General features: G+C 30.3%; 25 protein-coding genes. 11 read left to right on the forward strand and 14 right to left on the reverse strand.

Going from position 1 to position 22,521, the window contains the following annotated elements:
* Positions 1-50: 50 nt before the first annotated feature.
* The 9 genes from Q1A15_RS17885 to Q1A15_RS17925 form a co-directional block, all read right to left on the reverse strand.
* Complete coding sequence (locus Q1A15_RS17885) at positions 51-1,988, reverse strand: alpha-amylase family glycosyl hydrolase (protein ID WP_299627261.1); 1,938 nt, start codon at positions 1,986-1,988, stop codon at positions 51-53.
* Positions 1,989-2,001: 13 nt separating this feature from the next.
* The gene (locus tag Q1A15_RS17890; RefSeq protein WP_299627263.1) at positions 2,002-2,382 is read right to left on the reverse strand and encodes a cyclophilin-like family protein; all 381 of its coding nucleotides are present in this window, start codon (positions 2,380-2,382) and stop codon (positions 2,002-2,004) included.
* A 183-nt stretch (positions 2,383-2,565) separates the two neighbouring features.
* Complete coding sequence (locus Q1A15_RS17895) at positions 2,566-3,327, reverse strand: hypothetical protein (protein WP_299627265.1); 762 nt, start codon at positions 3,325-3,327, stop codon at positions 2,566-2,568.
* 218 nt (positions 3,328-3,545) lie between these two features.
* On the reverse strand, positions 3,546-4,094 hold the full coding sequence (locus Q1A15_RS17900; RefSeq protein ID WP_299627267.1) for an NUDIX domain-containing protein: 549 nt from the start codon (positions 4,092-4,094) through the stop codon (positions 3,546-3,548).
* Between the two features lies 1 nt (position 4,095).
* Entirely contained in the window at positions 4,096-5,244 is a 1,149-nt protein-coding gene (locus Q1A15_RS17905) for an aminotransferase class V-fold PLP-dependent enzyme (protein WP_299627269.1), read from the reverse strand.
* 129 nt (positions 5,245-5,373) lie between these two features.
* On the reverse strand, positions 5,374-6,282 hold the full coding sequence (locus Q1A15_RS17910) for a hypothetical protein (RefSeq protein ID WP_299627271.1): 909 nt from the start codon (positions 6,280-6,282) through the stop codon (positions 5,374-5,376).
* Between the two features lie 98 nt (positions 6,283-6,380).
* A complete protein-coding gene (locus tag Q1A15_RS17915) occupies positions 6,381-7,472 on the reverse strand; it encodes a M42 family metallopeptidase (RefSeq protein ID WP_299627273.1) in 1,092 nt (363 codons plus the stop codon).
* A gap of 36 nt (positions 7,473-7,508) precedes the next feature.
* The gene (locus tag Q1A15_RS17920) at positions 7,509-8,327 is read right to left on the reverse strand and encodes a lysophospholipid acyltransferase family protein (protein WP_299627286.1); all 819 of its coding nucleotides are present in this window, start codon (positions 8,325-8,327) and stop codon (positions 7,509-7,511) included.
* A 41-nt stretch (positions 8,328-8,368) separates the two neighbouring features.
* Positions 8,369-9,001, reverse strand: a complete 633-nt coding sequence (locus Q1A15_RS17925) for a CoA pyrophosphatase (RefSeq protein WP_299627287.1) — start codon at positions 8,999-9,001, stop codon at positions 8,369-8,371.
* Positions 9,002-9,086: 85 nt separating this feature from the next.
* Between Q1A15_RS17925 and Q1A15_RS17930 the strand changes: the two genes are divergently transcribed.
* Entirely contained in the window at positions 9,087-9,389 is a 303-nt protein-coding gene (locus Q1A15_RS17930) for a hypothetical protein (protein WP_299627289.1), read from the forward strand.
* A gap of 3 nt (positions 9,390-9,392) precedes the next feature.
* Here Q1A15_RS17930 and Q1A15_RS17935 read toward each other — a convergent pair whose 3' ends face one another.
* On the reverse strand, positions 9,393-9,698 hold the full coding sequence (locus Q1A15_RS17935) for a DUF6787 family protein (protein ID WP_299627291.1): 306 nt from the start codon (positions 9,696-9,698) through the stop codon (positions 9,393-9,395).
* A gap of 90 nt (positions 9,699-9,788) precedes the next feature.
* Positions 9,789-10,430, reverse strand: coding sequence for a DUF937 domain-containing protein (locus Q1A15_RS17940; RefSeq protein ID WP_299627293.1), 642 nt, complete (start codon positions 10,428-10,430; stop codon positions 9,789-9,791).
* Between the two features lie 142 nt (positions 10,431-10,572).
* On the opposite strand from Q1A15_RS17940, the gene Q1A15_RS17945 reads away from it, so the two are divergent.
* The 6 genes from Q1A15_RS17945 to Q1A15_RS17970 all read left to right on the forward strand — a co-directional run bounded on the left by Q1A15_RS17945 (position 10,573) and on the right by Q1A15_RS17970 (position 16,244).
* A complete protein-coding gene (locus tag Q1A15_RS17945) occupies positions 10,573-11,898 on the forward strand; it encodes a dicarboxylate/amino acid:cation symporter (RefSeq protein WP_299627295.1) in 1,326 nt (441 codons plus the stop codon).
* Between the two features lie 121 nt (positions 11,899-12,019).
* Positions 12,020-13,051 carry a glutathione synthase gene (gshB, locus tag Q1A15_RS17950; protein WP_299627297.1) on the forward strand — a complete coding sequence of 344 codons (1,032 nt, stop codon included), beginning with the start codon at positions 12,020-12,022 and terminating at the stop codon, positions 13,049-13,051.
* Positions 13,052-13,060: 9 nt separating this feature from the next.
* Positions 13,061-13,900, forward strand: coding sequence for a rhodanese-like domain-containing protein (locus tag Q1A15_RS17955; RefSeq protein WP_299627299.1), 840 nt, complete (start codon positions 13,061-13,063; stop codon positions 13,898-13,900).
* A 2-nt stretch (positions 13,901-13,902) separates the two neighbouring features.
* A complete protein-coding gene (locus Q1A15_RS17960; RefSeq protein ID WP_299627301.1) occupies positions 13,903-14,229 on the forward strand; it encodes a hypothetical protein in 327 nt (108 codons plus the stop codon).
* The gene (locus tag Q1A15_RS17965) at positions 14,229-15,059 is read left to right on the forward strand and encodes an N-formylglutamate amidohydrolase (RefSeq protein WP_299627303.1); all 831 of its coding nucleotides are present in this window, start codon (positions 14,229-14,231) and stop codon (positions 15,057-15,059) included. Before Q1A15_RS17960 ends, Q1A15_RS17965 begins: the two co-directional genes overlap by 1 nt.
* Before the next feature lie 24 nt (positions 15,060-15,083).
* Complete coding sequence (locus Q1A15_RS17970) at positions 15,084-16,244, forward strand: tyrosine/phenylalanine carboxypeptidase domain-containing protein (RefSeq protein WP_299627305.1); 1,161 nt, start codon at positions 15,084-15,086, stop codon at positions 16,242-16,244.
* Between the two features lie 19 nt (positions 16,245-16,263).
* On the opposite strand, the gene Q1A15_RS17975 is transcribed toward Q1A15_RS17970, so the two are convergent.
* From Q1A15_RS17975 to Q1A15_RS17985, 3 genes are read right to left on the reverse strand one after another with little or no spacing between them, the layout of a single operon-like run.
* Positions 16,264-16,968 carry an SMI1/KNR4 family protein gene (locus tag Q1A15_RS17975; RefSeq protein WP_299627307.1) on the reverse strand — a complete coding sequence of 235 codons (705 nt, stop codon included), beginning with the start codon at positions 16,966-16,968 and terminating at the stop codon, positions 16,264-16,266.
* Complete coding sequence (locus Q1A15_RS17980; protein WP_299627309.1) at positions 16,968-17,618, reverse strand: HAD family phosphatase; 651 nt, start codon at positions 17,616-17,618, stop codon at positions 16,968-16,970. The genes Q1A15_RS17975 and Q1A15_RS17980 overlap by 1 nt, the downstream gene beginning before the upstream one ends.
* The gene (locus Q1A15_RS17985; RefSeq protein WP_299627311.1) at positions 17,619-18,035 is read right to left on the reverse strand and encodes a thiol-disulfide oxidoreductase DCC family protein; all 417 of its coding nucleotides are present in this window, start codon (positions 18,033-18,035) and stop codon (positions 17,619-17,621) included.
* 145 nt (positions 18,036-18,180) lie between these two features.
* On the opposite strand from Q1A15_RS17985, the gene Q1A15_RS17990 reads away from it, so the two are divergent.
* From Q1A15_RS17990 to Q1A15_RS18005, 4 genes are read left to right on the forward strand one after another with little or no spacing between them, the layout of a single operon-like run.
* Complete coding sequence (locus Q1A15_RS17990) at positions 18,181-18,882, forward strand: ABC transporter ATP-binding protein (protein ID WP_299627313.1); 702 nt, start codon at positions 18,181-18,183, stop codon at positions 18,880-18,882.
* A gap of 1 nt (position 18,883) precedes the next feature.
* Positions 18,884-20,113: an ABC transporter permease gene (locus Q1A15_RS17995; RefSeq protein ID WP_299627315.1), complete on the forward strand. Its 1,230-nt coding sequence runs from the start codon at positions 18,884-18,886 to the stop codon at positions 20,111-20,113.
* Between the two features lie 5 nt (positions 20,114-20,118).
* On the forward strand, positions 20,119-21,360 hold the full coding sequence (locus Q1A15_RS18000) for an ABC transporter permease (protein ID WP_299627433.1): 1,242 nt from the start codon (positions 20,119-20,121) through the stop codon (positions 21,358-21,360).
* Between the two features lie 30 nt (positions 21,361-21,390).
* Positions 21,391-22,512: an efflux RND transporter periplasmic adaptor subunit gene (locus Q1A15_RS18005; RefSeq protein WP_299627317.1), complete on the forward strand. Its 1,122-nt coding sequence runs from the start codon at positions 21,391-21,393 to the stop codon at positions 22,510-22,512.
* Positions 22,513-22,521: the final 9 nt, after the last annotated feature.

Below are 22,521 nucleotides of genomic sequence, written 5' to 3' on the forward strand. Positions count from 1 at the left end.
TTACTTATAAATTTAAACCTTTCTTTGAAATATACTATAGATTTCTATTTTTATTTTAGAATAACAGCGCTTCTTTCAGGAATTAATATGTTCGTATTATTTTCTTCAATTTCTATTTTAGAAGTGCTAAAAATAATCTCTGTTTTTTCTGATTTCTCTTTAGGTAATACAACTTGAGTAGGAGTTAATCCAATATTAAAAGCAACAAAAATTTCTTCACCTTTATAATAACGTTTATATAATAATACTGCTGGATTGTCTTGTTTAATGTACTTAATTTCTCCATGAATTAAAACCGAATTTTCTTTTCTTATTTTTATGATTTTCTGATAAAAGCTGAAAAGTTCATTATTAAACTTTACCTGATCTGTTGGTCTTTTTAATCCAAGAGGATGAGTTGTTTCATCTTCAAAAGTAAACTCTGGCCAAATTAAAGGTTTTCTACACGAAGGATCATCTGCTCCCCACATTCCCATTTCGTCTCCAGCATAAATATGTGGAGCGCCAAAATAAGTGTGTTGGTGAGTAATCAATAACTTTAAGGTTTTTAGTGTAGCATTATCTGGTTTATGAATTTTATAATCTGGATTTTCATGAGTTTTACATCCGAATTTATATTGGGTATTATTAAATAAAGAAGTAAGCAATCGTGGTGTGTCAAAACCTCCAGTATAATTCATCATTACATAGTTATTCGCTTTTCTAATACCTTTAGTAAAAGTTTGCAGACTATCAATAAATTGATGAGCGGTAATGTTTTTTGGAGTAGTACTAAAGAATTGTCTTGAAGCTCTATACCATCTGTAATTCATCACAGCATCGAAAATACTATCTTTTAAAAATGGTTCTGGATTTAACAGTTTGTCTGGCCATTGTTCCCACCAAATCTCTCCTAATAAATATGCATCAGGATTAATATCTCGAACTTGTTTTCTAAAATCTTTCCAGAAATTTAAAGGCATTTCACCAGCTACGTCTAAACGATAACCGTCTACACCATCAGAAGGGTCACCATCACCATTCGGATCTAACCATCGTTTTGTAATACTGAAAATATGATTTTTTACAGCATCACTATATACATTTCCTTCAAAGGCATTTACTTTAACTGATAAATCTTGTTTCTGAGTTTCTTTTATTTCAGGAAGTTCATGAACACCAGACCAACCATGATATTTGAATTCATTTTTTTGAGTTTCAGGATTATCAAATTCATCAATCCAATACCAATCTTTATATTTCGATTTTTCTTGATTTTTTAAAACATCTTGCCAAGCCCAAAATGTTCCTCCCGTATGATTCCAAGAATAATCTAAAATTACTTTAATATTTCTTTTATGAAAAGCATCAATAACCTTTAAAAATAATTTATCCGCTTCAGTAAATTGCCAAGTGCTAGGATCGTCAGGTGTTTCATTATTAATAGTCTCAATATCTTTTTTAGGATTCGGACCAAAATTACGATCGATGTGTCTCCAGTTTCTAGCATCGTATTTATGTAACGATGGTGCATCGTTTAAAGGTCTAAAGTAAATAGCTGTTACACCTAAAGAATCTAAATAATTTACTTTATCTAACACACCTTGCAAATCACCCCCATAACGTCTTAACTGAACTTTATCAACGAATTTTGTTAGTGTATTTCCGTAGAAATCTTTATGGTTTTTATAATCGTCAAAAAAAGAATCTTCTTTATACCAATCTTGAGTCCAAGGAGTCACTTTCCAATCTTTAGGAACAAATCCTGGGTAAGAGCCTTGAATATCTGCTACAGAAGGATCGTTAGAAGTATCTCCATTATAAAAACGTTCAACTGCGATTTCGTACCAAACAACTTCTTTTGCCCATTTTGGTGGTGCGTCTAAAAGTGTTTCCGCTATATTTTCTGTCTGAACTTCTTTTTGAACCTCTTTTTTACAACTTAAAGAGAGTGAAAGTAATGTTACAAATACGAATTGTTTGATTATTGTAGTGTGATGAAACCTCATAAGTAAGCAGAAATTAAATTAATTCTAGAGCTGTATCAGAAGCAATATTACTCATTTCTGATATGGCTTTGAAAGTACCTATTTTAATACCCGGACTAGAAGTTCTCGGCTTTGTGCCGTCTCCATAGCTGGTATTTCCATACATAAAAAGAATTCCGAATTTTCCTTTTTCTTTCGGAGAACGCCAATACACTACATCACCAACGTCAAAAATTTCTTTTTGATTTCCATCAAATTCAATATCTAAATCGTATTGATAAAAGAAAACTTCACCTCCAATATTATTCGCAACTCCTTTTAAAGAAATATGATGTAAAAGTTGTTGACACATATAAGAAGAAGTATCCCAGTGTATTTCTATTCGATTATCGTTGTATTGAAGTAATCCTTTCATTTTTTAAATAAGTTCTTTAGAAAGGATCAAGTTAACTATTTTGAATATAGTATAACATGACTTTAACTCTTAATTTTAAGAGATGAATTTGAGAAAATTAATTTTAATGTAACTACAAAAAAATAGCACTAATATTAAATTTTACTTTAACATTAGTGCTAATAAAAAACGATAAACGTTGTTTTATGCTTGTTCTTCTTTATTCTTTTGAGTGTTGATTAAAGCAATTAAGTTTTTTAATGGAGTTTTGATTGTAGATGATTTTGCAACTTCTAATATTGAAGTGGCTTTCTTTAATAATCGATCATAATCAGCATCCGGATAAACCTGAATTAGTTGCTTAAAATACTTATCTAACCCTTTAGCATAATCTTCTTTTTCTTTTTCATAGAAAGAATTTTCTTTAGCTGCTAAACTTAAATAGTTAGCATAATTTCTGATTAATTTCTTAATGCTAGGTTCAATATTTTCTTCTACTTCTTCTGATAATGGATCTTTAGATTTTGCTACAACTTGATCAAATTCGATATCAAAAGCAGCAAGTTGTAATCCTAAACCAAATTGCCAGATTGCAAGCATTTCTTTTCCGTATAGAAATTTATCGCTAGTATCGGTAATAGCATAAATTTTATTCATTTCATTCCATTGTGAAATAAAGTTAGCAGCTATTTTACTTTTTTGGTTTAAATCTAGATCGTTGTTGTCTAAAAGTACTTTATAATTATCTGGGTTTGTTAATTTCTCTAAAATAACTCTTTGCTCAGGATTGTCGAAGGTTGGTTTTGTTTCATTGTCTTCGTAAGTAAACCTTAAATCAAAAATAGCTTTGTCATAATCATTAACATCCCAATATTCTTTATCTATTGGAAAATTGTGTTTTTCAGTCTTACAACTTATAAAGTTCACAGCCAGTAATAGGACTATAAAAACGGTACTTTTTTTCATCAAATGAAGTTTTTTGTTTTTCAAAATTCGCCACAAATTTAAAAAACTGATTGGTTTGATAATGAACCTTTTATGTTAACTGTATGTATAGTATAAAACGACACAATAATTGTGTTTTTTATATTATAAAATGCATTTTTCATATCATTTTAGATGAAGTTTCCTATTGTTTTTAACATTATGTAGGTGCTTTTTAACACTAAAAAGAAGAAAGAATTTTAAGATTTTTCAGTTTTAGCGATAATAGCTGTAAATACAGATTCGTAGTATTGACTATATTCAGGCAGAAGAACATTTTCGTACTCCGATGTTTTATTTAGAATATCTAAATCATAAAGTTGTAGTCCAGCTACTTCACTTTCTTGTATGATTAATTCTTCAACAGGAACATTCAATTCAGTAATAAATACATGATGAAATTCATTATCAATAATTCCATTCGGATGATTGACTTGGTGTTTTCGAGTTCCTATTTTTATTAGGTTTTCTGGTTTAACCTTAAATCCGATTTCTTCTTCAACTTCTCTAATGGCAGCTTCTTCAATAATTTCTCCAGCTCCAATATGACCTGCAACAGAAATATCCCATAATCCAGGGAAAACTTTTTTTGTGAAAGCTCTTTGCTGAAGTAAAATCTTGTGATCTTTAGTATATATCCAAATATGAACAGTAGGGTGGAAGTAACCGAATTTATGGGCTTTTGATTTTAAACAAGTTTTTCCGGTGTAATTTCCTTGTTCATCAACAATATCAATTAATTCATCCATGCTAAGAAATTTCTGAAATAATGCATTGCGTTAATTTTTCGAAATGAGCTTCAGTATTATACAAATGACATGAAATTCGAATATAATCACCTCTAAAAGAAACGAATATTTTATTTTGAGATAGCTTTTCTTTTAAAGCATCTTTATTTATTGAATTAGGCAATTTTATACCGAATAAATGCTTCGCTCTAAATTCATCGTTTTCAATACTACAACCAGCTTCTTTAAGTTTTAATACTGATGTTTTAGTGATTTGATGACAATAGTTTTGAATATCAATTGCACTCCATTCAAGTAATTGAGTGATGGCAGCAATTTGCATTTGAACATAAATAAAACTTCCATGTTCGCCTACAGAGTAACGATTGGCTAGTGGTTTATATTCAGATGCATAATTTGTTAAATTACTAAGGTTTTCACTTCCCAAACGATTAGCCCAATTTTCTTCTATAGGATTACCATTGTCGAAATATGATCCGAAGTAAGCATAACCACATCCATAAGGACCAAAAAGCCATTTATAACCAGCACAAATCATAGCATCTGGTTGAATTTCTTCTACAGAAAAAGATAAGACTCCAACAGATTGACTTCCGTCTATAATTAATAACGCATTGTGTTGTGTTGTTTTCTCTCGAATAGCTTTTACATCAAATATGGTTCCGTTAGCCCAGTGAATATTTCCCAGTGCTATAAGCCCAGTTTTATCATTAATTGCTTCTAAAATTGCACGATTCCAAAGCTCACCATTTTCTTGTTGAGCCACAATTTTAAGAGTTGCGTTGTACTTCTTTGCTAATTTTTCCCAGATATAATAATTACTAGGAAATTGCTCTTCAATCAATACAATTTCACTGTCTTCAGTTAAGGTAATGTTATTAGCAATAGTAGCTAATCCGTAAGAAACAGATGGAATATTGGCAATCCTATTGTAATCATCAACATCGATAAGTTGTGCAAATAATTTTTTAAGTTTAGTAACCGGATTGAAAAAGTCTGAACTTGGAATTAAATAAGGTTTACTTTTTTCCATCACGGCTTTTATTCCAGCTTCTTCTATGCTTTTAAAAGAAGGGGAAAGACTAGCTATATTTAAGTAGGTAATATCTTCAGGAATATCAAATAAATCTTTTTGATGTGTTAAGCTCATTTGTATTGATTTTCCATAAAAATAAAAAATGTCATTTTGAACTTTTGTTAAAATCGTATTAGATTTTTAAACTTGTTCAAAATACTACAAAATACATACTCCTGTTTAGTTATCTTATGAATTATACTATCATTCATAATCTAATTTGTTTTCTGGAACAGTAAAACGCCTTATTTTTCCATTATGTTTACCTTTTAAATCTTTTAGAAACATCGATGTAAAAGAGATGATTTTTTTATGAAAAGTAATACTATCTATTGGTTTATTATAACAAGAAAAATAAAAAACACCATAATTATTAGCGCTAATTCTAGGAGCAAAGAGTTTAACCAAACCACGTTGGTTTATCTTTTCATCTTTTAATTCTACCTCACTTAAAACAATTTTTGAAAATTGAATGCTGTCTAGTTTTGCTAATTTTTCTTTTTTTGATTCAAAAACGAAACTAAAGTGGTTATTAGGCTTTTCATTAATGCGCTTGGCTAAATGTTTTTTTTGCTTTTCGGTATAGTAATAAAAATAAGAAACTTTAAATCGGTAATTTGTATCAATAGTGTTTGTTTGCATTAATTTTACCTCTTGATTTTTAAAGGCATTCAAAGCAAAAATGTTATAACCTAAACTGTCTTTTTTATTAAAAAAATCATTTATATAATTAATATCCTCTTCATTTTTTTGAATAGTATTATAGCCAATACTATAAGGATTTTTATAATTATCGCGATATCTTCTATTAGCTTGCAAAAGAGTTGTAATAGTTCTAGTAGTATCGTTAGTGAAGACTAAAAACTCATTATGTTTTTTAGCTTCTTCGTTCTCTAAATTGTTAAGTTCTATTAATTTTTTATTTCTTTCTTGTATAGTAGCGTTAGCTTCAGAAATACTACCTCCATGTAGTATTAATTCACGTTCTTTTTTTTCTTTATATGCTTTTATAAGTCCAGGTCCAAACCATTGAAATAGAAAAAAGGCGAGCGTACCTCCATAAATTAATATTTTTAAACCTAAATATTGATAATCAAATTTTTCTTTTACCATTTTCTAAAATTAATATTGATATCAATATATTACCAAAAAAATAAACCCTTACAGATGGATCAATATCTGTAAGGGTTAAAAATATTTTTGAATTTTTCTTACTTAAAGTAAGAAAAATCTTCTCCGTCTTCTATTTTTAATAAAGCTTGGTATATCATTTTTATTACATTCTCAACATCTTCTCTGTGAACCATTTCTACAGTTGTATGCATATAACGTAATGGTAAAGAAATTAAAGCAGAAGCAACACCACCATTACTGTAAGCAAAAGCATCAGTATCTGTTCCTGTAGCTCTAGATAAAGCAGAACGTTGAAAAGGAATTTCATTTTCTTCAGCTCCTTCAATAATTAAATCACGTAACTTTTGTTGTACAGCAGGTGCGTAAGCTATAACTGGACCTTTACCCATTTCTAAATGACCTTGTTTCTTCTGGTCAATCATAGGTGTAGTTGTATCATGAGTTACATCTGTAACAATAGCTACGTTAGGTTTTATTGTTTCAGTGATCATTTCTGCACCACGTAAACCAATTTCTTCCTGTACAGAATTTGTGATATATAAACCGAAAGGTAATTCTTTTTTATTCTCGTGAAGTAAACGAGCTACTTCAGCAATCATAAAACCACCCATTCTGTTGTCTAAAGCTCTACATACAAACTTGTCTCCGTTTAATACATGGAATTCATCTGGGTATGTAATTACACATCCTACGTGAACACCTAAAGCTTCAACTTCTTCTTTGTTTGCACAACCAACATCAATAAAAATATTATCTGGTTTAGGTGGAGTTTCGTTTCCGCGATCTCTTGTATGAATCGCTGGCCAACCGAATACACCTTTTACAATACCATTTTTTGTGTGGATGTTTACTACTTTACTTGGCGCAATTTGATGGTCACTTCCACCATTTCTAATCACATAAATTAATCCTTTTTCAGAAATATAATTTACATACCAAGAAATTTCATCTGCATGTCCTTCTATAACTACCTTGTATTTAGCATCTGGATTGATAACTCCAACTGCACTACCATAAGTATCGGTAATAAAATCATCGACATATGGTTTTAGGTATTCCATCCATATTTTTTGCCCTTCCCATTCATAACCTGTAGGAGCAGCATTATTAAGATATCTTTCTAAAAAATCAAGTGATTTTTCATTTAATATAGATTTGTCTTTAGACATAATATTAGATTTTATTTTTTAGTATTCTTTGTACTTCTATTCTTTTTTATCAACACCCCAGAAGCTTCTACTTTCGATAAATTCTTCTTGTTCCTTTAATTGTTGAGGTGTTAATACTTTTAAGAATGAAGGATGTTGTTCTATGGCATATTCGATTTTTTCAACAATACTTTCGATACTTTCATTATCGTAATCAATTTCCAACGGATCTTTAATTACCATAGATTGTAACACATTACGTTTTTTAATCATTAATCCTTTTTTATCGAAAGATCTTCTGAATCCATCAATAACGATAGGTACAACAATTGGCTTAAATGTTTTGATAATGTGAGCAGTTCCTCTACGAATTGGTTTGAAAGGCGTTGTAGTTCCTTGCGGAAATGTAATAACCCAACCATCATCTAAAGCTTTTCCAATATTAGAAATATCAGACATTTTTACTTGACGATTGATGTTTTTTCCAGCGCTTCTCCAAGTACGTTCAACAGAAACAGAACCAGTGTATGCAAAAATTCTAGGTAGAAGTCCAGAACGCATAGTTTCACCAGCTGCTACATAGTAAACATTCAATTTTGGTTTCCATAAATAACCAATGTTTTTAATATTATCATCTCTACCTTTTAAGGAAGCATTAAAAACGTGTATCATCGCAGCTACGTCTGCAAAATACGTTTGATGATTAGATATAAATAGTATGTTTTTGTCTGGTAATTGTCTTAAAATATCTGATCCTTCGATTTGTAGTTCGTTAAAACTTCTATAACGGCCGTGAGAAATAATTCCTAAAATTTGAATTAAAAACCTCTTTATAAACAAAATATGGCCAAAAGGATTCCTTTTAAACAGGGGCATATAGTATTCTTTAGTTAAACAAATTTACAAAAGATTTTTAATCATGATTCTTTTATCAAATCTTTTATTTCAGATAAGATCATAGCTGTAGCGCCCCAAACGATGTATCCATTAAATTTAAAACATGGTACTTCGATGTTTTTCATGTACGAAGTATTCATTTCAATTGAAGATACTAAACTATCATCTAATAGATCTTTTAAGGAAACTTCTATTGTGTTAGCGACTTCTTCATTGATTATAAATTCTGGTTTTTCATCTGAAAATCCAATAAAAGGAGTCACCATAAAATTACTTGGAGGAATGTAAGTATCAGACATTTGTTTTATTAATGTAATAGTATTTCTATGGATACCAACTTCTTCCTCAAGTTCTCTAAGTGCCGTGTCCTCTAGGTCTTTATCAACGTCGTCTACCTTTCCGCCAGGAAAACTTATTTGAGCAGAGTGTGTTCCTTTATAGCTTGCTCTCTTGGTAAGAAGAAAAAACATTTCTCCTTCACTATTAGGATAAAATAGGCAAAATACAGCTGCTTTTCGTGGATTACTTTTTTTTATGGTTTCCTCAGAGATTTTAATTCTTATTTCAGGAACTAATTTGAACTGAGAAGTTAAACCTCCTAAAGGCTTGGTTTTTAGTTGTCGTATGTGTGATTTAAATTGAGTAAAATCCATTTAAGGTGTTACTTTTTTTCGTTTTTAGGGTCTAATAGTATAGTAAAACCTTTGTTTTGGTTGAACTATAACAAAAAATAAAAATATGAATACAGAAAATAAATACCAAAAATTGATTTTAAGTATCTTTTTTGACCTTGTAGGTTATGCTTCTTTTATAATTCCTTTTTTAGGAGAAGTTATAGATATCTTTTGGGCACCTGCATCAGCTTATATTTTGACGAAAATGTATAAAGGAAATAAAGGGAAAATTGCAGGAGCTATTTCTTTTATTGAAGAAATTTTACCTGGATTAGATATTATTCCAACCTTTACATTAATGTGGTTGTACACTTACGTGTTTACAGCAAAAAAGGATAAAGAAATTAGAAAAACAATAGAAGTTTAAGAACTATTTTTTGAATAAAAAGCCTAAGCCTAAACGTGATAAGAACTTTTTTTCGAATTCCCAGAAAAATTTAAATTGACCAAATAACCATCCAACAATTGGTAATGTAGTTTGATAAATTGGAAAGATTAAAAGGATTCTTAAAGGATAATATAGCCAAGGATTCATAGTTTCTGGAGATAATCCAAGTAAATTGGTAACAGGTTTTGCTACCCAAGCAGAAAATGAACCGTTAATGGCAAAAACAATTAGTACAGCTACTACATCCCATGTAGTTTTTAGTCCCCAGCGTTCTTTTAATTTATCCACAAAAAAAAGTTTAATAAAAACGCAAATGTATAGAAAAGAAAAAGGGTAAACAAAACTTGTTTACCCTTTTGTTATTATATGTAATGAATCTTATTTCTTACCAAACAAACCACCTAAAAGTCCACCTAATAAACCTCCAGATTTTTTATTACTTCCCCCAAGTACCATTCCAGCAACGTCGTCGATAACACTTCCGTCTCCGTCAGCATCTAATATTTTTTCAAGGAAACTTTGTTCGTTTTGAGTTTTACTTCCACCTAACATCCCTCCAAGTAAATCTCCAATACCGCCAGAATTACTAACTCCAGTTTGTCTCGATTGTTTACCTAACATTCCCATTAAAATTGGGGCAGCAGTTTTTAAAATATTTCCAACAGCGCCAACATCCATTCCTGCTTTCTGACCAATAACTTGCTCTACACCCTGTTGTTTAGACCCTAAAACATGTCCTAAGATTTTACTTCCATCATTAACAACATCATTATTAACACCACCATTAAATAAATCGCCTAAATTATCTAATATACCACCATCATGTTTAGTTAAAGCTCCCATTAATCCTTCAGCACCTTGAGGAGTAGCAGCATTACGTTGCATTGCTTTCATTAAAACAGGTAAAGCCATTGTTAAAACACTACCAGTTTTATTACTATCTTGACCAGTAGATCCAGCAACTCCGTTAATAATTGTTTTACCCATAGGGCTGTTTAGTAAGTCTAAAATTCCTTCCATTTCTTTGATTTTATATTAATTCTACGATTATACAGACACAATATACAAAAACAAAGTCACAATTTTCTTGAAATTTATTCATGTTATAATTGTATTCAATTTTATATTTTTACGCATACTTTACACAACCTAAATTTAATTTATGAAGAAATTAGCACTACACTGGAAGATTTTAATAGGGATGATTCTGGGTATTATATTTGGATTAGTAATGACTAACGTTAGTGGAGGAACTACTTTTGTTGGAAATTGGATAAAACCTTTCGGATCTATTTTTGTAAAACTATTGAAATTAATAGCAGTGCCTTTAATTATTGCTTCATTGATTAAAGGAATTTCTGATTTAAAAGATATTTCAAAATTTAAGAATATAGGAATACGAACTATTGTTATATACATTGGAACTACAGTAATTGCTATTACCATTGGTTTATTGTTAGTAAATGTTGTAAAACCAGGAGATGGAATTTCTGAAGAAACTATTGAAAAGTTAACTCAAACCTATGCAAATAGTGGTGGAGTACAATCTAAAATAGCAGAAGCTACACGTCAGAAATCAAGTGGACCATTACAATTTTTAGTAGATATGGTTCCAGATAATGCAATGGCAGCAATGAGTAATAACAAAGCAATGTTACAAGTAATTTTCTTTGCGATATTCTTAGGTATTTCAATGTTATTAATAGGAGAGAAAAAATCTGAGCCATTAAAACATTTCTTTGATTCTTTAAATGAAGTTGTTTTAAAAATGGTAGATTTAATCATGTTATTTGCTCCTTATGCAGTGTTTGCTTTATTAGCAAATGTAGTTGTATCGTCTAATGATCCAGATTTATTATTAGCATTGTTAAAGTACGGAGGTACGGTAGTGTTTGGATTATTATTAATGGTAGTTTTCTACATGATTCTAATAAGTGTTTTTGTAAAAAAGAATCCATTATGGTTTTTAAGTAAAATTTCTCCTGCACAATTATTAGCTTTCTCAACAAGTTCAAGTGCAGCGACATTACCAGTTACAATGGAACGTGTAGAAGAGCATGTTGGAGTAGATAAAGAAGTATCTAGTTTCGTACTGCCAGTTGGAGCAACAATTAATATGGATGGAACTAGTTTATATCAAGCTGTAGCAGCAGTTTTTATTGCTCAAGCTTTAAGTTTCGATTTAACATTTGGAGACCAATTAACAATTATTCTAACAGCTTTACTAGCATCAATAGGTTCTGCAGCAGTTCCAGGAGCAGGTATGGTGATGTTAGTAATTGTTTTAGAGTCTGTAGGTTTTCCAGCAGATAAATTAGCAATAGGCTTAGCTTTAATTTTCGCTGTGGATAGACCATTAGATATGTGTAGAACGGTAATTAATGTTACAGGAGATGCAACAGTATCTACTTTAGTAGCAAAATCTGTAGGGAAATTAGGTGATCCAAAGCCAAAAAACTGGGACGACCATTACGATGAAGTAAAATAATTTTATTTCTTTATCATATATAAAAAAATAGTAATTTTATAAACACCAATACTAATTCTAGTATTGGTGTTTTTTGTATTTTGATAGCCTATTTTAAACTAACTAAACGATAAATATTTAAATGAACATTTGTTTTTTAATGTATCCTTGGGAAGATATCAAACCAGACAATGATTCTTCATTAACACTTATTCATGAATGTGCAAAAAGAGGACATGGAGTTGCTATTTGTACACCTTCTAACTTAACAATTCGTAATAGTGTAACAAATGCTTTTTGTACTATTATTGATAGAATGGATAAAGTTCCTTCTTCACCCAAATCGTACTTTAAAAAAGCAACTGTAAGAGAAGAAATGTTGCCTTTAGCTGGGTTTGATGCCATTTTCATGAGAGCAAATCCGCCTTTAGATCCATTAATGCTGAACTTCTTAGATTCGGTAAAAGATGATGTTTTTATCATCAATTCTGTTCAAGGAATGCGAGAGGCAAATAATAAACTGTATACTGCAGTTTTTGAGGATCCAAATAACGAGATTATTCCAGTTACTCACGTTTCCAAAAACAAAAACTACCTTATAAAGACTATTGAAGAATCAACTTCAGATAAAATGATTTTGAAACCATTAAATGGTTATGGAGGATCTGGGGTTATTTTAATTGAAAAGTCAGCAATGGGGAATATTAATTCCTTGTTAGATTTTTACATTAGTAAAAGAGATGGATCTTCAGATTATGTGATTCTTCAGGAATATATAGAAGGAGCAGAGAAAGGTGATGTGCGTATTTTAATGTTAAATGGATTGCCAATTGGAGCAATGAAAAGAATTCCTGGAGAGAAAGATCATAGATCTAATGTTACTGCAGGAGGTAGAGTAGAGAAGCATAGACTAACGCCAGCAGAAAAGATTTTATGTAAAAAAATTGGTCCGAAACTAGTAAAAGACGGATTGTATTTTGTTGGAATTGATGTAATCAATGGAAAACTGGTTGAGGTAAATGTTATGAGTCCAGGCGGAATTACATACATCAATAAAGTTTCTAAGGTAAGACTTCAAGAAAAAGTAATAGACTTTTTAGAAAGTAAAGTGTTAGAAAAGAATGCAGCTTTCAGAAGAATGACAGATTTAAAACGAAGAGTAGAAGAAGCTTGAAAAAAAGTTATGTTACATGTTAATCAACCATTAGTAACGGTAGATTGGTTACACAAAAATTTAGATCAGGAAAACCTAATTATTTTCGATGCTACTATTCCTAAAGTAACTTCTAAAGAGGTAACTAATGAACAAAAAGAATGTATATCAAATGCAATTTTCTTTGATTTAAAAGGTGTCTTTTTAGATAAAGAAGGTGAATTTCCTAATACTTTTCCAAAGACAGCTTACTTCGAAGAACAAGCACAGCAAATAGGTGTGAATCAAAATAGTTGTATTATAATTTACGATCAATTAGGAGTTTATTCTTCAGCAAGAGTTTGGTGGTTGTTTAAAACATTTGGTTTTAATAATGTAGCGGTTTTAAACGGTGGTTTACCTGAATGGAAAAAGAATAATTTCCCTGTAGAAAACAATTATAAACAACAGTTATCGAAAGGTAACTTTAAAGCAAAACTTCAACCCGAAAAAGTAACTTTTATAGATCAAGTTTTATCTAAAATTATTGATGAGAGTTTTTGTGTAGCAGATGCACGATCTAAAGGTCGTTTTTATGCTGAAACTCCAGAACCAAGAGCGACTGTTAAAGGCGGGCATATTCCGAATTCTTATAGTTTACCGTACACAGAATTACAAGAATCAGGAAAAATGAAAACAAAAGAAGCTTTGCAAGAAGTTTTTAAAACAATAAATCCCACAAATAAATCGTATATTTTTTCATGTGGTACAGGAATTACAGCTTGTATTTTGGCTTTAGGATTAGAGTTAACAGGACACAATAATTATGCTGTTTATGATGGTTCTTGGACAGAGTGGGGAAGTTTACCAGATTTACCAATTGAAAAATAAATATGAGTATAGATTGGACTAAAATTGAGTTTGAAGCATATGTTTTGTTATATGCAGCTCAATGTAACTTATTAGAAACAGAAGAGGAAAGAGAATACATTCTTTCTAAAGTAGACGAAAAAACATTTAATAAAGTACATACACAAATTGTCTTCGATAAAGAAGAAGATATTATTGAAAATATTAAAGAATACCTACTTACGAACAACTACTCTAACGAGGAAAAAAGAGCTTTAATAAATGATATTAAAGAGGTGTTTTTTGCTGATGGAACTGTGGATAAAATCGAAAAGAAAATTTTTGAAACATTACAGAAAATTCTAAAATAATGGAAAAACTTTCGGTTGAAGAAATCATACAAAAGATAGCTTCCGAAGAAATGTTTGAAGCAGTTTCTGATGATTATTCATTCACATTAAAGATTGAAGATTATCAGCCTTACGTTTGTGCCGCTGTTCATGATGGACATCAATTTAGAAAAGAACTTTGGGATAATTGTTTACATTCTGAATACGATCGTTGGTATGAAGAAGATCCATGTACAAAACAAGTGGTTTCATCTCATCCAATTGTAATTTCAGGTTTGGATTCTCGTTTTGAGTATGATTTAAACCGTGCGCCAGATAATGCTATTTATGAAGATGCTTGGGGAAAGAAGTTGTGGAAAACTCCTTTGGCAGAAGAGATGAAAATTAAGAGTCTTAAAAAGCATGAAACGTTCTATAAAGTAGTATATAAACTTATAGAGAAGATAGAAGGTAAATTTGGAGCTTGTATCGTTTATGATATGCATAGTTATAATTGGCAACGTTGGGATAGAGAAGTGCCAACATGGAATTTAGGAACTTCAAATGTAGATCAAGAAAGATTCAAAAACGAAATTGAAAGTTGGAGATTATTATTAGAAAAAATGCCTTTACCTAACGGAATAATTTCAACTTCTAAAATAAATGATACTTTTCAAGGAAATGGATATTTTCTAAAGTTTATAACTTCAAATTTTAAAAATACACTTGTATTGGCCACAGAAATAGCAAAAGTATATTGCGATGAAATCAATCAAATTATATATCCAGAAGTAGTAAAAGCAGTAAAAAAATATTTAGATGACATGTTAAAAGAACATGCTTTCGATTTTTATGCTAAACATAAATCTTAACTTTGCAGTATTGAGTTTTTGAAAATGATGATTGAGACTTCAACCAAAACACAGAAAATATTAGATATAGATAAACAAATCGATACACTTGTTAAGAAAATCGAGTTGTTACGATATGTAAATCCAATAAATATTGAAGAAGAAAAACAAAAGTTTTTTGCTTCTAAATATCTAACAGATCCATCATTTAAATATCCTGAAAGAGATTTCGATAAGTTTAAGTTACACAGTCAGTTTTTTGCTCTAGACTTAGAAGCTATCGAAGACGAAAAAATTAGAAATTTATATGAAGAAATCATTTATTTCTACTCAGGATTAATTCAATGTATAGAAACAATTGGTGAAGGAAAGAAGTTTTACTACAATAGTTTGCGTTCTTTTGGTTCACCAACGGAAGCAGATGTAGAAAACGCTAAGTTTATTTTACATTTTGAAGATGATAGTGAAACTGACCCTCAATTTCAGCCAAAATATTCTCCAAAAGAAGCAGAAGCAATTTTTAGAGACTACGGAAAGCATTACGATTTTGATTACAATATCAAACACTCTTCTACCATGAGTGCTATTGCTATGGTTTTAAATAGTACAAAAACTTTAGTGGTAAATAGTCATCATACTTATTCTGAAAATGAAATGGCTATTTTAACGAATCATGAAATTGGTGTGCATATGGTTACTACCATGAATGCACTAGAGCATACTTTAAAAATATTCTCTCATGGTTTTCCTAATAACGAAGAAACACAAGAAGGTTTAGCTGTTTTTAGTGAATATATGTCTGGCAATCTTACTTTAAAAAGGTTGAAAGAATTAGCATATCGTGTTTTAGCAGTGAATGGTTTAGCCAAAGGATATTCATTTTCAAAAACATTTAGATCATTACATAACACGTATGATTTAAATAGAGAATCAGCTTTTTATATTACGTTAAGAGCTTATAGAGGAGGAGGTTTTACTAAAGATTATCTATACCTAACCGGGCTAAAGAAAATTTATAATTTTTATAGAGAAGGTAGAGATTTAAGTACTTTGTTAACAGGAAAAGTATCTCTAGAATTTGAAGATGAAATAAAGTATTTAATAGAGAATAATTTTGCGGTTTCCTCAAAGTTTATAACTGATTCTTTTGGGGAGAATAATAATACAAATGAAACTATCGATTTTATTCTTGAGAACTTAAAATAAGAAGATTTAAGAAGAAGCTTTAGTCAGCAGAATTAATGGCGTCATCCTCAGAATAAGTAACGTCGTACGGTCTGTTTTTATGTTCGATTAAAAACGATAACCATTCATTAAAGTTTTCAACTTCGTAATAAAGTTTCTGATCAGCTTTATTGAAAAAAGCTATTGGCCATTCACCATTTTCAGAGTTTTCACTATCAACTAACCAACACCAAATACCTTTTTTAGCATTTATAGAAGTTAAACAAAGTATTGAATTGGCACTAATTTCATCACCATCTTCATGTGCAACTTTTCTAGAAATATCATCAATACATTCTGATAAGAAAATTGGTTTTTTAATATCTCTTAAAGAATATTTCCCATACAGTTGTGCTTTGTTTCCAAAATATTCTAAGAATAATACAAAAGATTGAGGAAAAATAAGATCAGAATCTTGTTCAATTTCTTGAATATCAAAATGAGTAAGCTTGGCTCCACTTTTTCCGTGAAGTTGATGATCATCTAAAAGTGAAATTACTTGATCCATAGTTTGATCTTCCACTTTAGAATCAAAATCTATAGAATCAATCTGATCTCTAACTTTCTTTACAATTTGTAATTTTTCAGCGACATTTTTTTCCGCTGCATTAGATTCAGATTTATGAGATATGTATATAGACAATCCACCAAACGCTAAAATAAACACAAGCGTTATAATGAATGCCTTTAAAGTCGTTGCTTTCATTAAAATAATTCAATTAACTGCTTGTAATCAGAGATCACCATGTCGGCATTCTTTAATGTTTGGTTGGTTACTATGGGATTATCATAACCAACAACAAAAATACCAGCATCATTAGCTGCTTGAATTCCATTGTCAGAATCCTCAATTACAATGCATTCCCCCTTGTTAAATCCTCCCAAATGTACAGCTTTTTGAAATATTTCTGGGTGTGGTTTAGAAGCTTTTAACTCTGCGCCGCTAATTTTAACTTTAAAATACTGTTGTAAATCAAATCGATCGAAAACACGATTGATATTTACCATGGCAGAAGAAGACGCTAAAACTAAAACATAACCCTTGTTAAAAAAGTACTTTATTAGTTCTTCTACACCATCAATAAGTTTTAAATTCGGATCAGTTTCAAAGAAATCAATATATCGTTTTCTCTTATTTAGAACTAATGTTTCAGGATCATCATTAAGATTAAAGTGCTTTACCAATTTCTGAAAAGCATTTAAGGTAGAGGAACCAGTGAATGAAGTATATAGTGTTTCGCTTACATCTAATCCTAATGATTCAAATACTTGATAGTAAGCTTTTTTATGTAATTCTTCAGAATCTATAATTACGCCATCCATATCAAAGATTACGCATTTTAAATCTTGTACCATTTAACTCAAAAATTTTGACGTTAACTCAGGTGTTGGTATCATACATTGATCTTTCTTACCAAACCATTTGTAACGATTCTTAGCTATAAAATCGTAGACAAGATTACGTAAAGCTTTTGGAATTAACCAGAAAATTTGAGTTAATTTCCAAAAACCATTAAAACTACTCATAATCTTTAGTGCAGCAGAAGATTTGATATAATATTTTCCTTTAGGATCAAACAAAATAATAGAATCGATTTTTGAAGTATCTATCTTTAAATGTTCAAGTACTTCTTTTCCTATTTCTGATTGTAAAGAAGTAAAAAGGAAAGCGTTTTTCTTATCTAATTTAATTACCTTTAAAACACTTTGATTGCATAAATTACAAACACCGTCAAAGATTATTATTTTTTTATCTGCTGGAAAATCAAGCATAAACAGAGTTGAAAAAGTTTTTTTCAAAATTACAATAACTTTTTGTAACAAAAATTGAAAGTTAGCGTCTTGTGTTTGTAAGTATGTATAAAAGCATAAGATTTATTATGCAACCATATACTTAATGTAAAAATTAACTAACCATATGATTAAAATAGAAGGACTACATAAATCTTATCCGATAGGAAAAGAATCACTTCATGTATTAAAAGGACTAGATTTACATATAAAAGAAGGGGAGTTTGTATCGATCATGGGATCTTCAGGATCTGGTAAATCAACTTTATTAAATATAGTCGGTCTACTTGATAGTCATGATGAAGGTAAATATTACTTAAACGGACAACTAATAGAAAATCTAAACGAAAAGAAAGCAGCGATTTTAAGAAATAAATTCTTAGGATTCGTTTTCCAATCGTTCAATTTAATATCATACAAAACAGCAGTCGAAAACGTTGCTTTACCACTTTATTACAAAGGAATGGGAAGAAAGGAACGTTTGAAAATAGCTCAAGAATACTTAGAAAAAGTAGAGTTAGGACCATGGGCAAATCATTTACCTAATGAATTGTCTGGAGGTCAGAAACAAAGAGTTGCTATTGCTAGAGCTTTAGTAACAAAACCTAAAGTAATTTTAGCAGATGAGCCTACAGGAGCATTAGATTCTAAAACAACAGATTCTGTAATGGATCTTTTAAAAGGAATTAATGACGAAGGAATGACTGTTTTTGTAATTACTCACGAAGAAGATGTAGCAGAACAAACGAACAGAATTGTTCGATTGAAAGATGGAGTTATTATTAGTGACGAGTATACCAAACAAAAAGATTTGAAAAAAGTATACTAGTATGTTCGATATAGATTCTTGGAGAGAGATTTTTCAAAGTATAAATAAGAATAAACTCCGCACAATACTTTCTGGATTTACCATTTCATTCGCAATCTTATTATTTACCTTGTTATTTGGTATTGTAAATGGTTTACAAAACTTTTTTACGCAAGCTTTTGTTGATGACGCAAATAATTCAATGTTTGTTAGAGTGTGGAAAACAACTAAACCATATAAAGGACTTCAATCTGGTAGGCGAATTAAATTAAGGAATAAAGACTTAGACTACATCGTAGATAATTATTCTGATAAAATTCAACATATTTCAGCTAGAAAATATTTAAGTGCTCAAGTTGCTTATAAAAATAATCAAGACAATTATAATATTAGAGCTGTACATCCTGATCATAGATATTTAGAGAAAACAATTATAGATGAAGGTAGATTCATAAATGCTTTAGATTTAAATCAGAAAAATAAAGTAATTGTAATTGGTCGCTTAGTTAAGAAAGATTTATTTGGAGAACGCGTAGCACTTGGGAAATATGTAAATGTAAATAACATTTCATATAAAATTGTAGGGGTATTTTCTGATGAAGGTGGAGATAGAGAAGAGCGTAACATTTATATGCCAATTACTACTGCTCAAAAATTATATGGAAATAACGATTTTATTGATAATATCTTAATTGGTTATAATCCAAGATTAACAATAGACAAAGCTTTGGCCTTCGGAAACGGATTAGAAAGAGATTTAAAACAACGATTAGATATTCATCCTAATGATCAAAGTGCTTTATTTATTAGAAATATGGCAGAAGCAAATAAAGGAGTTGGACAGTTAACAGCAGCATTATTCTTTATTGTAATATTTGTAGGTTCAGGAACTTTAATAGCAGGAATTATTGGAATTAGTAATATCATGATTTTCTCTATTAAAGAACGAACAAAAGAATTCGGAATCCGTAAAGCACTAGGAGCAAAACCAATTTCAATTATTAGTATGGTAGTAAAAGAATCATTACTAATAACAGGTTTAGCAGGTTATCTCGGATTATTACTCGGAACCTTTATTTTGGATCAAATTGGAGATAGTTTAGAAAAGTATTTCATTTATAATCCAAGTGTAAGTCCTGGAATAGTTATAGGAGCAACAATCATCCTAATATTAGCAGGTTTACTTGCCGGTTATTTACCAGCAAAAAGAGCAGCACAGATTAAACCAATTGTAGCACTAAGAGCAGATTAATTATGATTAAATTTTTATTTGATTCAGATACTTGGCAAGAAATTTACGGAGGAATCCGTAAAAACAAGACGCGTACTATAATCACAATTATTGGAGTGCTTTGGGGAATATTTTTGTTAGTAGTACTACTTGGAGCTGCAAGAGGAATGGAAAACAACTTTAAAAACTTATTTGGAGATTTTGCTACAAATAGTTTAGTAGTTTGGACTAACAGAACAGAGAAACCATTTAAAGGATTCCAGAAAGGAAGAAGAATTCAGTTAAAAAGTAAAGATGTAAGAGTTTTAGAGGAGGAGTTTGATGGACGATTAAAATATATTGTTCCAAGATGTCAAACAATGAACTTAATTGTAAATGGATTTAAATCTGGAGATTTTCAAGTAAGTGGTGATTATCCTGTGTTAGATAAGGTTCAAAAAAAGAATCTAATTTATGGAAGGTTTTTAAATCAAAACGATATTGAAAATAAAACCAAGGTAACTGTTATAGAGGAAAATATCTATAAACAAATATTTGAGAAAAATGAAGATCCAATTAATCAATACATCATTATCAATAATGTAAACTATAAAGTTGTAGGAGTTTATAAATCAGGAGCAATCGATTTTGACGGAGATACAGCATATATACCGTTCACTACTTTTCAACAAGTCTATAATAGAGGTAATCGAATAGATTGGATGATGATTACCGCTGAAGAAGGAGTAGATATAGAACAATTTGAGCTAGATATCCAATTAGCATTAAAAAACTTGCATAAGGTAGATCCTGAAGATAATAAAGCTTTAGGAGGAGTTAATTTAGGTAAAGAAATTGGAAAATTCACAGGTTTTTTAACAGGTATGCAGTTCTTAACTTGGTTTGTGGGAATAGCAACTTTAATTGCAGGGGTTTTTGCAATTGGTAACATCTTATTAATTACAGTTAAAGAGCGAACTAAAGAAATAGGAATACGTAGAGCATTAGGAGCAACACCAATAGAAATAAGATTACAAGTAATATTAGAATCTATTTTCTTAACTGTAGTTGCAGGTATGTTGGGGATTATATTTGGAGGACTAATTCTCTATCTCATAGATAAAGCATTTGCTACCGGACCAGATGCTGCACTATTAAATCCAACAGTAAATATTCCAATCATATTAATAGCCTTTGGAATACTAATCGTATTAGGAACCTCAATAGGATTAATACCAGCCTATATGGCAACACTAATAAAACCAATCGAAGCATTAAGAGAAGAATAAAATAATAATCAGACTTTATAAACAAATACAATGAGTAAAAGAGCCAAAATTATATTAATAATTGTAGCAATTCTGTTTGCAACCGTTTTAATCTGGTTTGCGAAAAAGAATAAGAAGAACGTAGTACAATTCGAAACAGAAAAACCTTTTAAAACTACGATCGTTAAAAAAACAGTAGCTACTGGTAAAGTAGTTCCTTTAGAAGAAGTAGAAATTAAGCCACAAATAGCAGGTATTGTAGATAGAGTTTTAGTTGAAGAAGGACAAGTAGTTAAGGCTGGAGATTTAATTGCTACTGTAAGAGTAGTGCCAAATGTAGAAGCATTAAACTCTGCAAATAACGAAATTAAAAATGCGCAACTTTCATTTGAGAATGCTAAAACGCAATTTGATAGAAATAGAAGTCTTTTTGAAAAAGGAGTAATTTCTAGACAAGAATTTGAAAATTCAGAATTATCATTTAATAATGCAAAGCAACGTTTATCTAATGCAAAATCTAATATGGATATTGTAAAAAGAGGAACAACTGCAGGATTAGGAAGCGCTGCGAACACAAATATTAGAGCAACTTCTTCAGGAATGATTGTTGAAATTCCAGTTAAAAAAGGATATCAAGTAATTCAGAGTAATAGTTTTAATGCAGGTACAACAATTGCAACTATTGCCGATATGAATAAAATGATCTTTGAAGGAAAAGTAGACGAATCTGAAGTCGGAAAATTAATTAGAGGAACTAAATTACAGGTTTCATTAGGAGCTATTGAAGATAAGAAGTTTCCTGCAGAATTAAATTTCATCGCTCCAAAAGGTACTGAAGAAGGCGGAGCTGTTCAGTTTAAAATTAAGGCAGATGTAACTTTAGATGATAGTAACTTTATTAGAGCAGGGTATTCTGCAAACGCAGATATCGTATTAGACAAGAAAGAAGATGTTCTTGCTATTAAAGAAGCTTTATTGAGATTCGACAAGAAAACAGAAAAACCATATGTTGAAATTGAATTAGGAGATGGGAAATTCGAAAAGAAAGAATTAGAATTAGGTATTTCTGATGGAGTAAATATCGAGGTGAAATCTGGAGTTACTTTAGAAGACAAAATTAAAATATGGAATAAAGCGTCTAAAGACGATAAAGATAAGAAAGAAGATAATTAATCATAATCT

The sequence above is a fragment of the uncultured Tenacibaculum sp. genome, assembly GCF_947495995.1.
Classification (GTDB): Bacteria; Bacteroidota; Bacteroidia; order Flavobacteriales; family Flavobacteriaceae; genus Polaribacter.

Excerpts from the sequence above, each read along its gene's own strand:
- Q1A15_RS17885 (WP_299627261.1), bottom strand. The coding sequence starts at position 1,988 with ATGAGGTTTCATCACACTACAATAATCAAACAATTCGTATTTGTAACA.
- Q1A15_RS17890 (WP_299627263.1), bottom strand. The coding sequence starts at position 2,382 with ATGAAAGGATTACTTCAATACAACGATAATCGAATAGAAATACACTGG.
- Q1A15_RS17895 (WP_299627265.1), bottom strand. The coding sequence starts at position 3,327 with ATGAAAAAAAGTACCGTTTTTATAGTCCTATTACTGGCTGTGAACTTT.
- Q1A15_RS17900 (WP_299627267.1), bottom strand. The coding sequence starts at position 4,094 with ATGGATGAATTAATTGATATTGTTGATGAACAAGGAAATTACACCGGA.
- Q1A15_RS17905 (WP_299627269.1), bottom strand. The coding sequence starts at position 5,244 with ATGAGCTTAACACATCAAAAAGATTTATTTGATATTCCTGAAGATATT.
- Q1A15_RS17910 (WP_299627271.1), bottom strand. The coding sequence starts at position 6,282 with ATGGTAAAAGAAAAATTTGATTATCAATATTTAGGTTTAAAAATATTA.
- Q1A15_RS17915 (WP_299627273.1), bottom strand. The coding sequence starts at position 7,472 with ATGTCTAAAGACAAATCTATATTAAATGAAAAATCACTTGATTTTTTA.
- Q1A15_RS17920 (WP_299627286.1), bottom strand. The coding sequence starts at position 8,327 with ATGCCCCTGTTTAAAAGGAATCCTTTTGGCCATATTTTGTTTATAAAG.
- Q1A15_RS17925 (WP_299627287.1), bottom strand. The coding sequence starts at position 9,001 with ATGGATTTTACTCAATTTAAATCACACATACGACAACTAAAAACCAAG.
- Q1A15_RS17930 (WP_299627289.1), top strand. The coding sequence starts at position 9,087 with ATGAATACAGAAAATAAATACCAAAAATTGATTTTAAGTATCTTTTTT.
- Q1A15_RS17940 (WP_299627293.1), bottom strand. The coding sequence starts at position 10,430 with ATGGAAGGAATTTTAGACTTACTAAACAGCCCTATGGGTAAAACAATT.
- Q1A15_RS17945 (WP_299627295.1), top strand. The coding sequence starts at position 10,573 with ATGAAGAAATTAGCACTACACTGGAAGATTTTAATAGGGATGATTCTG.
- gshB (WP_299627297.1), top strand. The coding sequence starts at position 12,020 with ATGAACATTTGTTTTTTAATGTATCCTTGGGAAGATATCAAACCAGAC.
- Q1A15_RS17955 (WP_299627299.1), top strand. The coding sequence starts at position 13,061 with ATGTTACATGTTAATCAACCATTAGTAACGGTAGATTGGTTACACAAA.
- Q1A15_RS17960 (WP_299627301.1), top strand. The coding sequence starts at position 13,903 with ATGAGTATAGATTGGACTAAAATTGAGTTTGAAGCATATGTTTTGTTA.
- Q1A15_RS17965 (WP_299627303.1), top strand. The coding sequence starts at position 14,229 with ATGGAAAAACTTTCGGTTGAAGAAATCATACAAAAGATAGCTTCCGAA.
- Q1A15_RS17970 (WP_299627305.1), top strand. The coding sequence starts at position 15,084 with ATGATGATTGAGACTTCAACCAAAACACAGAAAATATTAGATATAGAT.
- Q1A15_RS17975 (WP_299627307.1), bottom strand. The coding sequence starts at position 16,968 with ATGAAAGCAACGACTTTAAAGGCATTCATTATAACGCTTGTGTTTATT.
- Q1A15_RS17980 (WP_299627309.1), bottom strand. The coding sequence starts at position 17,618 with ATGGTACAAGATTTAAAATGCGTAATCTTTGATATGGATGGCGTAATT.
- Q1A15_RS17985 (WP_299627311.1), bottom strand. The coding sequence starts at position 18,035 with ATGCTTGATTTTCCAGCAGATAAAAAAATAATAATCTTTGACGGTGTT.
- Q1A15_RS17990 (WP_299627313.1), top strand. The coding sequence starts at position 18,181 with ATGATTAAAATAGAAGGACTACATAAATCTTATCCGATAGGAAAAGAA.
- Q1A15_RS17995 (WP_299627315.1), top strand. The coding sequence starts at position 18,884 with ATGTTCGATATAGATTCTTGGAGAGAGATTTTTCAAAGTATAAATAAG.
- Q1A15_RS18005 (WP_299627317.1), top strand. The coding sequence starts at position 21,391 with ATGAGTAAAAGAGCCAAAATTATATTAATAATTGTAGCAATTCTGTTT.